The organism is Nocardia sp. NPDC019219, from assembly GCF_040632645.1.
Classification (GTDB): domain Bacteria; phylum Actinomycetota; class Actinomycetes; order Mycobacteriales; family Mycobacteriaceae; genus Nocardia; species Nocardia sputorum.
In genome coordinates, this window is record NZ_JBEYCG010000014.1 from 172,167 (window position 1) to 183,896 (window position 11,730).

Here is an 11,730-nt window from a genome sequence, read left to right on the forward strand (position 1 = left end):
CGCTGGTCGCCGCAGGTCCGCGCACCGTCTGCATCCAGCAGGCGCGGGGCAGCGGGACAGTCGCTGCCGTCGGCGCCGCTCACCGGGTCAGCGCGGGCTGCCGGGCGAAGCGGCTGTCGGGGCGGGGCAGGCCGAAGTGGTCGCGCAGGGTGGTGCCGGTGTACTCGGTGCGGAACAGGCCGCGCTCCTGCAGGATCGGCACGACGGTCTCCGCGAAGACCTCCAGGCCGCCCGGGTAGTACGGCGGCATGACGTTGAATCCGTCGGCGGCGCCGTTGCGGAACCATTCCTCGATGGTGTCGGCGACCTGCTCGGGCGTTCCGGCGAACACCCGGTGACCGCGCGCACCGGCGAGGCGGTGCAGCAGACCGCGCACGGTCGGCCGCTCGCGCTGCACGATGCCCGCCACGACCTGCAACCGGCTCTGCCCGTTGTCGGTGACATCGCCCGCGTCGGCGAACAATTCGACCGGGATGGGCTCGTCCAGCGGCAGATGCCGCAGGCTGATCCCGGCGATGCCCTCGAGCTGGGTCAAGCCGTACTCCGGCACGGTGAGCTCGTTGAACTCCCGCTCCAGCTTCTTGGCCGCCGCCTCGGTGTCGGCGATGAACGGGCTGATGCCGGGCAGGATCTTGACGTGCTCGGGGTCGCGCCCGAAGCCGCGCGCCCGCGCCTTGATGTCGGCGTAGAACGCCTGCGCGTCGCTGAGCCGCTGATGCGCGGTGAAGATCGCCTCGGCGTACTTGCCCGCGAACGCCCGGCCGTCGTTCGACGAGCCCGCCTGCACCAGCACCGGGTGACCCTGCGGCGTGCGCGGCGCGTTGAACGGCCCTCGCACGCGCAGGTGTTCGCCCTCGAAGTCGATCCGGTGGATCTTCTCCGGGTCGGCGTACACGCCCGCGGCCCGGTCCAGCACGATGGCGTCGTCTTCCCAGCTGTCCCACAGCGCGAGCACGGCGTCGACGAATTCCCTCGCCCGCGCGTATCGCTCGGCGTGCTCGGGATGCTTGGCCAGGCCGAAGTTCGCCGCCGCGAGGTCGGTGCCGGTGGTGACGATGTTCCAGCCCGCGCGGCCGCCGGAGATGTGGTCCAGCGTGGAGAACAGCCTGGCCAGGTTGTAGGGCTCGTAGTAGGTCGTCGACGCGGTGGCGATGAGACCGAGACGCGTGGTCGCCGTGGCGATCGCGGTGAGCAGGGTGATCGGCTCCAGGCCGGAGGCCGCGTTGTGCTTGACCTCGGTGCGCAGGGCCGGACCGTCGGCGAAGAACACCGCGTCCAGCTTCGCCGCTTCGGCGGTGCGGCCGATCTCCTGGTAGTAGGCGACGTCGTAGATCCGCTCGGGGCTGCTCCACGGATGCCGCCAGGCGGCCTCGTGGTGGCCGGAGGGGTAGATGAAGGCGTTGAGGCTGAGTTGGCGCGATGCGGTCATGAGGCTTTCTTCTCGTCGGTGGGCGTGTCCGCGACGTCGACACCCAGGCTGGCCAGCAGCAGGGAGCGGTGCCGCAGGAACGCGGGGTCGCCGTGGCGGCGCGGACGTTCCAGGTCGATGCGCTGGTCCACCGCGATGCGCCCGTCGTCGAGCACCAGGACGCGGTCGGCGAGCAGCACCGCCTCGTCCACATCGTGGGTGACCAGCAGGACGGCGGGCCGGTGCTTGGCGCACAGATCCTGCAACAGCGCATGCATCTTGATCCGGGTCAGCGCGTCCAGCGCGCCGAACGGCTCGTCCGCCAGCAGCAGTTCCGGTTCGCGGACCAGCGAGCGGGCCAGCGCGACGCGCTGTTGCTCGCCACCGGAAAGCTCCTTGGGCCAGGCTTTCTCCCGACCCGCGAGCCCGACCTCGGCCAGCGCCGCGCGACCGCGACCGGCCGCGTCCGAGCCGCCGAGGCCGAGGGTGACGTTGTCGAGCACACGCGCCCAGGGCAGCAACCGGGAGTCCTGGAACACCACGGAGCGCTCGGTGGGCACGCTCAGCTCGCCGGATCCCGGCACGTCGTAGTCCAATTCGGCCAGCGCCCGCAGCAGCGTGCTCTTGCCGGACCCGCTGCGGCCGAGCAGGGCGACGAACTCGCCACCGGCGATGTCGATGTCGAGGTCGCGCAGCACGACGCGGTCGCCGAAGCCACGGCGCAGCCGCCGGGCGCGGACGACGTTCAGTCCCCGAGTGTCTGCCGCCATGACAGCGCCTTCCTTTCCGCCGCGCGCACCAGGATGTCGCCGAACAGGCCGAGCAGGCCGTAGATCACCAGGCCGACCACGATGATGTCGATCTGGCCGTAGGTGCGGGCCTGGGTCATCAGATAGCCGATGCCGCTGGTGGCGTTGACCTGTTCCACCACGACCAGCGCCAGCCACGAGATGGTGACGGCCAGCCGCAGGCCGGTGAAGAAGCCGGGCAGCGATCCCGGCAGCGCGATCCGGCGGATGAACCCCCACCGCGACAGCCCCACCGTCTGGGCGAGTTCCACGTACCTGGCGTCGACGCTGCGCAGGTGCGCGTGCGTGTTCAGGTAGATCGGGATCGCCACGCTGGTGGTGATGACCACCAGCTTCATCTCCTCGCCGATGCCGAACCACACGATGAACAGCGGGATCAGCGCGAGCGTGGGAATGGCGCGCTTGATCTGGATCGGGCCGTCCACCAAGGCTTCGCCGATCCGGCTCAGCCCGGCCAGCAACGCCAGCACCAGGCCGATCGCGACACCGAGAGCGAGCCCGATCGCCGCGCGCTGCACGGAGGTCAGCAGATTACTCTGCAGACGGCCGTCGGCGAGCAGGTCACCGGCGGTCTCGGCGACCGTCCACGGGGCGGGCAGGGTTTCCGGATCCAGTGTGCCCGTGGCGGAACCGAGCACCCACGCCGCGATCAGCAACGCGGGTCCCAGCGCGATGCCGAACGGAATCGGGCGGCCGGGTCCAAGGCGCGGCCGGGCCGGTTTGCGTTTCGCCAGTGCGGGCCGGGCTTCGGTGCGGCCGCGCCCGATGCGGCGCAGCACGCCGGCGTCGAGGGTCGCCATCAGCGTGCCTTCGGTTCGAACGAGGCGCCGCTCTCGGTGACCGCCTGCGTGACCGCGGCGTCGAAGCGCAGGTCGAAACCGGTCGACGCCTGCACCTTCCTGGGCAGTTCGCCCGCCTTGGCGATGGCATCGATGGTGGCCTGCTGCCGGTCGACGAGCTGCTGGTCCAGATGTGGGAAGACGTAGACACCCAGCGACTCCACGATGCGCTTGGCGTCGTCGGCGCTCACCTTCTGGTTCTCCACGTAGTACCGGCGCGCCCAGTCCTCGGGGTGGGTGTTGGCCCACTGGTAGGCCCGGACGAACGCGCCGACCAACGCGCGCGCGGCGGCCGCCTTCGCCGGGTCCCGCACGACGGCGCGGCGGGCGTAAAGGTAGGCGAGCCCGCCGTAGATGCCCGCGGTCTCGGAGTCGGGCACCAGCGAGGCACCGGGGGTGCGCAGGAACCGGGTGACGTTCGGTTCGATCAGCGGTGCGACGTCGACCTGCCCGGTGCGCACGGCATCGGGGAATTCGGCCAGCTGCAGCCGGATCAACTGCACGTCGGAGGTGGTGAGACCGGCCTTGTCGATGGCGCGCAGCACGGCGGCCTGCTGGGCGGTGCCTTCGGCGTAGGCGATCTTCTTGCCCTTCAGATCCGCCAGTTTCGGCACCGACTTGCCCGGCGCGACCGCGAGTTTCAAGGCGGTGGTGCTGGTCTGATAGGACGCGATGATCGGCACGTCCTGCCCGGCTACCAAGGCGTGGATCGGCGGGACGTCACCGACCTGCGCGACATCGGCGGCGCCCGCGCGGAACGCCTCCAGGATGGCCGGACCGCCGATGAAATTGGCGAACTCCACCTTGAACGGCAGCTTGTCGAGCTCACCGGAGAGGCGCAGCACGGACTGCAGGCGCTCGGATTGGTCGGCGACCACCAGGGTGGTTCCGGCGGGAACCTCGGTGGGCAGCGGTCCGTCGGCGGTGGGACCGACCGGCTTGTCGTCCTTCGCGCAGCCGGTGAGTCCGAGAGTCGCGACGGTCGCCACGGCGAGCAATGCGGCGGTCGCGCGGCCGCGGAGGCCGAACCGGAACGTACTTGGTCGGAACATAGCCGAATTGAAACAAGACGAAACCGGCGGGAAAACGGTTTGTCTCAGCCTGGTTCGAACCCCTCAGCGAGGCGGCGCGGCCACCGTCGTCGACCGGACCTGCTGCTGATAGCGCTGCACGAACGGCAGGATCTGCTGCTCGATCACCGTGTTGTACTCCCGCGGGCGCTGCATCGGATTGGCGTGCCCGGTGTTTCGCGCCAGCACCACCAGCAGCGTGCCGTCCACTCCGCCGGACTGCTCGATCAGCACCCGGTGGGAGTACTCGACGTCGACCACGCGGTCGGCGCTCGCGTCGCGCGGCCGGATGAAGACGATGGCGGGCCGCGGCTTGTCCGCGACGGGCTGGGCCAGGGTGCGCAGGTCGTCGGTCGCGCCACCGGCCACGATGGCGGTGAACTGCGATTCGATCAGACCGTTGCTCGCGGCGTCGCGCGAGACGATCTTCTCCCGCAGCACTTCCGTCAGCACCTCGCCCAGCTTGCCGAAGCGGATGCCGGGGACACTGTCGCCGCGGTCGAGGAAACGGTCGCGACGGGCATAGGTCTCCACGGCCAGCCGCAGCGCCCGGCTTTCGCGGGCTCCGGGCAGCCAGCCCATCCAGCGCAGCATGTCCTCACCGCGCCCGCGGCTCTCCGGCCGGACGGCGTTCAGGTCCACCGGCGTGCAGTCCAGCACCACCCCGACCAGTCTGCGATCGCTGTCGCGGTGAATGTGTTCGGCGACCTCCAGCGCGATCACACCGCCCATGCTGTGGCCGACGAGCACGACGTTGCGCAGGCCGGACAGTTCGGCGGCGCGCACCACGAGGTCGGCGATCACCTTGGTGTCGAGGCCCTCGTTGTCGTAGCGGATCGCCCACACCATGCCCATTCTGCGCAGAGCGGGCAGCGCGGCGGCGGTGTCACTGGCGTCGAGCCCGCCGAGCCCGACCAGGTCCACCACGACGGTGTCCCAGTTCTGCGGGTCCACCGGCGGGGCGACGGGCAGGATGGCCGGCTCGGTGCGCGCCAGTCGCACCTGTTCCGGCGCGACGTCGTACTTCCAGTACTGCGCGAATACCACGAGTCCGGTCAGCAGCAGTGCGGCCACCCTGAGCAGCGTCACCTTGGTACGGCGCAACGTCTTCCACCCGTGCCCCAGGCTCGTGTCCCGCAGCCGAGCTCGGCGTCGCGCGTCGTCCCAGTCGGAGACGGTGGACGGGTGCCGGGCGTCCATCGGCGACATCCATCCCACTGTAGGCACGGGAGTGGACGGTCGCCACGAACCCGCTACCGCTCAGCGTGCTGCCTCGGCGATCGCCGCGAGTTTGCCGAGCGAGATCCGCCAGCCGAGTTCGTTGTCCTCGGGGGTGATGGCATCCGGAAGACCTTCGTGCATCGCCACGATATCGGTGCCGCCCCCGGCGTCGCCGAGGACATAGGTGATGGTTTGCTTGCCGGTCGCCGCTGGATCGTCGGTCTCGACCTGAATGACCCCCACCACCTGCTCGTCCGGGATCAGCCGGGCGAAACGACCGTGGTAGGTGTCGCCGTTCGTGGTGGTGTCGCCGGTACCGGTGGGCTCGTCGGCGGTGAACGTGATGCGGAACACGCCGCCTTCGGTGGGATCGAATTCGTGCACGCGGCTGGTCATTCCCTCGGGCCCCACCCAGTGCCGCACCGATTCCGCGTCCAACAGCAGGCGGTAGACAGTCGCGCGGGGCGCGCGCACGTGCCACCGGATCCATGTCGCGGTCATGCGTCTCACTCTAGGCAGCGGCACCGACATACTCACGCAGCGCTTTGCGCCGAGCGGGGCGAGGGCCAGTGATCCAGCTCGGCGGAGGACCCGCCCGCGCCGTCTTCGCCGTGACGCCCGAACATGGCAGCGGCGTCAGCACTTCCGATGAACTCGGCCAGCTCCTCCGCCCCGTCCCCGGGCACGACCGCGCACCCGAACTTCCGAACAACCCGACCAGCCCCTCCGCCCGCAACCCCGGACACGACCACGCACCCGAACTTCCGAGCGACTCGGCCAGCTGATCCGAGGTTTCGCCCGCGGGCGACTCGTCAGCGGAACGGTGACCAAGCGGGATCGAACCAGCCCGGGGCGGCGGCGGTGAAACGCGCACGCTGCCAGCCGCCCGCTCCCTCCGGCACCGAGCCCACCAGATCGACGCCGGTGACGCGGGACAGATCGGTGCGGTTGCACTCGGCGGCCAGGTCCGGTTCGGCGGGCCAGGAGCCGATCACCAGGCCCGCGCATCGCACGCCCGCCGAGTGCAGTGCGCGGGTGGTCAGTTCGGTGTGGTTGAGCGTGCCCAGCCCGGCCGCGGTGACCAGCAGGACGGGCGCGCCGAGTTTCTGCGCGAGGTCGAGCAAGGTGAAATCACCGAGGCGCACCAGCAATCCGCCCGCGCCCTCGACCAGGACGAGGTCCGCGTCGGACAGGGCATCGACGGCGGCGGCGGTGTCGGCGAGGGTCAGTTCCGGCAGCCCGGCGCGGCGGGCTGCGGTGTCGGGCGCCAGCGGGTCCGGGTAGCGGGCGAGTTCGACCGTCCGGGTGACGCCGGACAGCCGCTGGATCTCCGCGAGGTCACCGGGTTCGCCGGCCGCGACACCGGTCTGGCCCGGCTTGCACACCGCCACCGAACGACCGTTGGCCCGCGCCATGGCGGCGACCGCCGCGGTGACGACGGTCTTGCCGACGTCGGTGGAGGTTCCGGTGATCAGCAGGACGGTCACGCGGGCACCGCCTCGCGCGCCTCGGCCAGTACGTCACCGAGCACCGTCGCGATGGCGTCGAGTTCGGCCGCGGTGAGATTCGCCCGCGCGGTCAGCCGCAGTCGCGACGTGCCCTCCGGAACCGTCGGCGGACGGAAGCAGCCCACGGCCAGCCCGCGCGCCCGGCACGCCTGGGCGGCGTCGAAGGCGACCTGCGCCGGGCCGAGCACGACCGGCACCACCGCCGAGGGGGGCGTGGGCACACCGGCGATCCGCGCGATGTCCGCGGCGCGAGCCAGTACCCGCCCGGCCAGCTCCGGTTCGGCGCGCAGCACGCGCAGGGCGGCCCGTGCGGCGCCGACGGCGGCGGGCGCGAGCCCGGTGTCGAAGATGAACGTGCGCGCGGCGTCGACGAGGTGGGCGCGCACCCGCGCACTCGCCAGCACCACACCGCCTTGCGCGGCAAGGGATTTCGACAGGGTCGCGGTGATCACCAGGTCCGGCGCGCCGGCCAGGCCCGACTCGTGCACCAACCCGCGCCCGCCTGCGCCGCGCACGCCCAGGCCGTGCGCCTCGTCCACCACCAGCACCGCCGCGTTGGCCCTGGTCACCCGATGCAGTTCGGCCAGCGGGGCGAGGTCGCCGTCGGCGCTGAACACCGAATCGGTGAGCACCAGCGCACGGTCCTCGGTTCGCTCCGACAACAGCCGGTCCACCGCCGCGACGTCACGGTGCGGCGCGATCTCCACCCGGGCGCGGGAGAGCCGGCACGCGTCCACCAGCGACGCGTGGCTGCCCGCGTCGGAGACCACCAGCGAGCCGCGTCCGGCGAGCGCGGTGACCGCGCCCAGGTTGGCCGCGTACCCGGAGGCGAACACGAGTCCGGCTTCGGCGCCGACGAATTCGGCCAGCTCGGTTTCCAGCAGTTCGTGCTCGGTGGTGGTCCCGGTGACCAGGCGCGACCCGGTCGCCCCCGCGCCCCAGCGGCGCACCGACTCGATCGCGCCCTCGATCACGTCGGGATGGTGGACCAGGCCGAGGTAATCGTTCGAGGCGAGGTCGATCGATGTCGCCCGCGCGGCGCGCGGGCGCAGCTCCCGGCGCAGTCCCGCGGCCACGCGCGCGGCCGCGCGTTCGTCCAGCCAGCTCAGCGGATCGGTAGTCACAGCTGAGCAGCATACTTGAACACCGTTCAGGACGCCCGCTGGTACCGTGGGGCAGTCGTTGGTGATGGTCACCGGCCCGCGGTGACGAAGTTTCACCGGGGAGGAACACGGCCGGATGCCGCGGTGGGCGATAGTCGTCGAGGAAACAACGGGCTCGGGCGAGCACAAGCGCTGGTCACCCCGGATCCTCACGGAAGTGGTCGGCACGCGCGCGCAGGCACTGGCGAAGCTGGCCGGGGTACTGCCCACCTACACGCCGGAGCATCCCAAACTGCGCGGCCGCCGCGTCGTCCTGCGCGACGGCGACACCTATCTGCTGATGGTGCGCGGCTGGTCGGACGATTACCACTGCATCTTCCGGGTCTGGGAGATCTTGTCGGACAGCGATCGTCCCGAGATCGCGGGGAATCCGCCCGGCGCGCACGGACGGCTCACGGACCGGTGAACCAATTCGGCGTGTCGAGCCGGAACAGTTCGCCGGGCGTCAGCTCGCGCAGATCGCGTTCCAACGCGGCCAGCCGGTCCGCGCCGAGCCGCTCGGCCCAGCGATCGCGGATCCGGTCGAAGGTGCGCGCCGAGCGCGTCAGCACGTCCTCCGCCCGTTCGGTCAGCGTGTAGACCTTGCGCCGCGCGTCGGTCGGATCGTGTCCGCGACACAGGTAGCCCAGCCGCTCCAGCGCCTCGATGTGCTTGCCCGCGGCCTGTTTCGAGACGCCGAGCGCGCGCCCGAGGTCCGCGGCCGTACACCCGTAGGGCCCGCCCGCGCGGCCGACCGCCTGGAAGACGAAACCGTGCATCGGCCGCAACGCGTCGTGCCCGTGCTCGGCCAGGTCGGCGTGCACCTCGTCGATCACGGTGCGGAAACCGAGCAGCATGCGCAGCGGCAACTCGTAGCCACCCGCGTCACTTGACATGATGGACAACCTCGTTAACTATATGGACAACCTTATTGTCTATCTTAGAGGTGGTAGCCCGATGACCGTCATCCGACACTCCGACACCCGCCGCACCGAGACCCCGAGCGGCGTCATGACCACGCTCGCCTCCCCCACCCAGGGCGGCTCGCAGCTCGCGCTGTGGCGGGTCGAGGTTCCCGCGGACACCGCGGGACCGCTGCACTTCATCGACGCCGAGCAGATCTGGACCGTCCTCGCGGGGCGGATCGACGTCGCCATCGACGGCACGGAACTGACAGCGGCCGAGGGCGATACGGTGATCCTTCCGCCGAACGCGCTGCGGCAGGTGCGCACCGCGGAGGGCTTCACCGCCATCGTCACCGCACCGGCGGGCGCCCGGGCCGGAACTCCCGACGGCGACGGCACGATCGTCCCGCCGTGGATCGCCTGACCGGTCACCGACCGTCCTGCGCGGCCACCGCGGCGCGCATCCCGGCGGTGATCGTGGCGATGTCGGCGGAGGTGCTGATGAACGGCGGCATGACGTACACCAGGTTGCGGAACGGGCGCAGCCACACCCCGGCCGCCACCGCAGCGTCGGTCGCGGCGCGCATGTCGACCGGGCGCTCCAGCTCGATCACCCCGATCGCGCCGAGCACCCGCGCGTCGGCCACGCCGGGCAGGTCGCGCGCCGGAGCCAGGCCCGCCGTCAGCTCCGTTTCGATCCGGGTCACCTCGCCGCGCCAGTCGCGCGAGCGCAGCAGCTCGATCGACGCGACGGCCACCGCGCAGGCCAGCGGGTTGCCCATGAAGGTGGGCCCGTGCATGAGCCCGCCGTGCGCCGCGCTGATCGTCTCGGCGATCCGCGCGGTGCACAGTGCGGCGGCGAGGGTGAGGTAACCACCGGTCAGCGCTTTGCCGACGCACATCACGTCCGGGCTCACCCCCGCCTGGTCAGCAGCGAAAAGAGTTCCGGTGCGGCCGAATCCGGTCGCGATCTCGTCGAAGACCAGCAGCACGCCGTGTTCATCGCACAGCCTGCGCAGGTCGGTGAGGTAATCGGGGTGATGCCAACGCATCCCGCCCGCGCCCTGCACCACCGGCTCCACGATGACCGCCGCGAGTTCGCCCGCGTGCGCGGCGATCAGGCGATCGAGTTCCGCCGCATACTCCGGCCGGTAGTCGCGCGGCGGCACCGGCGCGAACACCTGGTCGGCCAGGATGTCGGTCCATAGCGAGTGCATGCCGCCTTCCGGATCGCACACGCTCATGGGAGTGAACGTGTCGCCGTGATACCCGCCGCGCCAGGTGAGCAGGCGGCGCTTCTCCGGTTTGCCCAGCGAACGCCAGTACTGCAGGCACATCTTCACCGCGACCTCGACCGACACCGAGCCGGAGTCGCACAGGAACACCTTGTCCAGCCCGGCCGGCGTCGCTTCGACCAGCAGCTCGGCCAGCCGGGCCGCCGGCTCGTGGGTGAGCCCGCCGAACATCACGTGACTCATCCGCCGCGCCTGGTCGAGCAGCGCGGCGTCGAGCGCCGGATGCCGGTAGCCGTGGATCGCGGCCCACCAGGAACTCATGCCGTCGACCAGCTCGCGCCCGTCGGCCAGGGTCAGCCTGGTTCCCGCGGCGGCGGCCACCACCAGCGGTTCGGTTGTCGCGGGGAAGCCGCCGTAGGGATGCCAGACGTGCTCGGCGTCGAGTGCGGTGATCTGGTCGGGGGTCAGTGCCACAGGAATCCTCGCGTCACGGCCCCGGCCGTCCGGGGCGGCTTGAACGCCGTTCAAGTTAGCACCCGAGCTGGGCGGGTCCGCAAGGGTGGGCGAAGTTCCACCGTTTCCCCACTCGGCGGCAGCGACGCGGAATATTCTTTGACGAAGTCAAAGAATGGAGCCGACGTGACCGCTGCCGCACCCGCCGACATCGCCGCCGTCCGCGAATTCAACCGCCACTACACCCGGGTGATCGGCGTACTGGGCGAAGGACTGCACGACAGCCGGTACTCGCTCACCGAAGCACGGATCCTGTTCGAGCTGGCCGCATCCGACACGACCGAAGTGGTCGCGCTGCGGCATGCCCTCGACCTCGACGCCGGCTATCTCAGCCGCATCCTGGCCCGCTTCGAACAGGCCGGCCTGGTGCGGCGCAACCGCTCCGGCAGCGACGGCCGACGCCAGGAAGTCCGGCTGACCGATCAGGGCCGGGAAGTCTTCGCGACGCTCGATCGGCGCTCCAGCGACGAAGTGGGCGCGTTGCTCGACGCGCGGCACCCGGCGGCCCGTGCCCGCCTGATCACCGCCATGCGCACCATCCAGCAGATCCTGGACCAGCCCGCCGATTCGCCTTCGTGCACGCTGCGCGCGCCGCGCTCCGGCGACTACGGCTGGGTGATCCAGCGCCACGCGGAGCTCTACGCGAACGAATACGGCTGGGACGGGACCTACGAGGAGCTGATCGTGCGCATCGTGGCCGACTACCTGGCTTCCCGCGACGAGCAGCGCGAGCGTGCCTGGATCGCGGAGTCCGACGGCCGTCCGGTGGGCAGTGTCTTCTGCGTCCGCGAGGACGACACCACCGCGCGGCTGCGCCTGCTGCTGGTCGAACCCACCGCCCGCGGCTTGGGCGTCGGCTCGGCGCTGGTGGAGGAATGCTTGCGTTTCGCCACCGCCGCGGGATATCGGGAGATCGTGTTGTGGACCAACGACGTGCTCACCGCCGCGCGGCGCGTGTATCAGCGGGCGGGGTTCGAACTCGTCGACCAGAGCCCGCATCACAGCTGGGGACACGACCTGGTCGGTCAGACCTGGCGGCGATCGCTCACGCCCGCGGACTGACGCGCGCCCGGCCCGCGC

Annotated in this window: 13 protein-coding genes; 3 read left to right on the forward strand and 10 right to left on the reverse strand. The window is 71.0% G+C overall.

Annotated features, from left to right (window positions below; all coding sequences use genetic code 11):
• Nucleotides 1-79: 79 nt before the first annotated feature.
• The 8 genes from ABZ552_RS24805 to ABZ552_RS24840 form a co-directional block, all read right to left on the reverse strand.
• Nucleotides 80-1,429, reverse strand: a complete 1,350-nt coding sequence (locus ABZ552_RS24805; RefSeq protein WP_281874512.1) for an LLM class flavin-dependent oxidoreductase — start codon at nucleotides 1,427-1,429, stop codon at nucleotides 80-82.
• The gene (locus ABZ552_RS24810; protein WP_281874514.1) at nucleotides 1,426-2,178 is read right to left on the reverse strand and encodes an ABC transporter ATP-binding protein; all 753 of its coding nucleotides are present in this window, start codon (nucleotides 2,176-2,178) and stop codon (nucleotides 1,426-1,428) included. The genes ABZ552_RS24805 and ABZ552_RS24810 overlap by 4 nt, the downstream gene beginning before the upstream one ends.
• Complete coding sequence (locus tag ABZ552_RS24815; protein WP_357440026.1) at nucleotides 2,154-3,017, reverse strand: ABC transporter permease; 864 nt, start codon at nucleotides 3,015-3,017, stop codon at nucleotides 2,154-2,156. Before ABZ552_RS24815 ends, ABZ552_RS24810 begins: the two co-directional genes overlap by 25 nt.
• Nucleotides 3,017-4,108, reverse strand: coding sequence for an ABC transporter substrate-binding protein (locus ABZ552_RS24820; RefSeq protein WP_357440029.1), 1,092 nt, complete (start codon nucleotides 4,106-4,108; stop codon nucleotides 3,017-3,019). Before ABZ552_RS24820 ends, ABZ552_RS24815 begins: the two co-directional genes overlap by 1 nt.
• Nucleotides 4,109-4,171: 63 nt before the next feature.
• A complete protein-coding gene (locus tag ABZ552_RS24825) occupies nucleotides 4,172-5,335 on the reverse strand; it encodes an alpha/beta hydrolase (RefSeq protein WP_281874518.1) in 1,164 nt (387 codons plus the stop codon).
• 51 nt (nucleotides 5,336-5,386) lie between these two features.
• Nucleotides 5,387-5,848 (reverse strand): SRPBCC domain-containing protein, encoded by a 462-nt coding sequence (locus tag ABZ552_RS24830; protein WP_281874519.1) that lies wholly within the window; start codon nucleotides 5,846-5,848, stop codon nucleotides 5,387-5,389.
• A gap of 311 nt (nucleotides 5,849-6,159) precedes the next feature.
• Nucleotides 6,160-6,834 (reverse strand): dethiobiotin synthase, encoded by a 675-nt coding sequence (gene bioD, locus ABZ552_RS24835; protein WP_281874520.1) that lies wholly within the window; start codon nucleotides 6,832-6,834, stop codon nucleotides 6,160-6,162.
• Nucleotides 6,831-7,979 carry an 8-amino-7-oxononanoate synthase gene (locus tag ABZ552_RS24840; protein ID WP_281917097.1) on the reverse strand — a complete coding sequence of 383 codons (1,149 nt, stop codon included), beginning with the start codon at nucleotides 7,977-7,979 and terminating at the stop codon, nucleotides 6,831-6,833. Before ABZ552_RS24840 ends, bioD begins: the two co-directional genes overlap by 4 nt.
• Nucleotides 7,980-8,094: 115 nt before the next feature.
• On the opposite strand from ABZ552_RS24840, the gene ABZ552_RS24845 reads away from it, so the two are divergent.
• A complete protein-coding gene (locus ABZ552_RS24845; RefSeq protein ID WP_281874522.1) occupies nucleotides 8,095-8,424 on the forward strand; it encodes a hypothetical protein in 330 nt (109 codons plus the stop codon).
• On the opposite strand, the gene ABZ552_RS24850 is transcribed toward ABZ552_RS24845, so the two are convergent.
• The gene (locus tag ABZ552_RS24850; protein WP_281917096.1) at nucleotides 8,411-8,893 is read right to left on the reverse strand and encodes a MarR family winged helix-turn-helix transcriptional regulator; all 483 of its coding nucleotides are present in this window, start codon (nucleotides 8,891-8,893) and stop codon (nucleotides 8,411-8,413) included. The genes ABZ552_RS24845 and ABZ552_RS24850 overlap by 14 nt on opposite strands.
• A 61-nt stretch (nucleotides 8,894-8,954) precedes the next feature.
• Between ABZ552_RS24850 and ABZ552_RS24855 the strand changes: the two genes are divergently transcribed.
• Nucleotides 8,955-9,326, forward strand: coding sequence for a cupin domain-containing protein (locus ABZ552_RS24855; RefSeq protein WP_281874524.1), 372 nt, complete (start codon nucleotides 8,955-8,957; stop codon nucleotides 9,324-9,326).
• A 4-nt stretch (nucleotides 9,327-9,330) separates the two neighbouring features.
• Here the strand turns inward: ABZ552_RS24855 and ABZ552_RS24860 are convergent, their stop codons facing one another.
• Nucleotides 9,331-10,611 (reverse strand): adenosylmethionine--8-amino-7-oxononanoate transaminase, encoded by a 1,281-nt coding sequence (locus tag ABZ552_RS24860; RefSeq protein ID WP_357440036.1) that lies wholly within the window; start codon nucleotides 10,609-10,611, stop codon nucleotides 9,331-9,333.
• A 165-nt stretch (nucleotides 10,612-10,776) separates the two neighbouring features.
• Between ABZ552_RS24860 and ABZ552_RS24865 the strand changes: the two genes are divergently transcribed.
• Nucleotides 10,777-11,712 carry a helix-turn-helix domain-containing GNAT family N-acetyltransferase gene (locus tag ABZ552_RS24865; RefSeq protein WP_357440039.1) on the forward strand — a complete coding sequence of 312 codons (936 nt, stop codon included), beginning with the start codon at nucleotides 10,777-10,779 and terminating at the stop codon, nucleotides 11,710-11,712.
• Nucleotides 11,713-11,730: the final 18 nt, after the last annotated feature.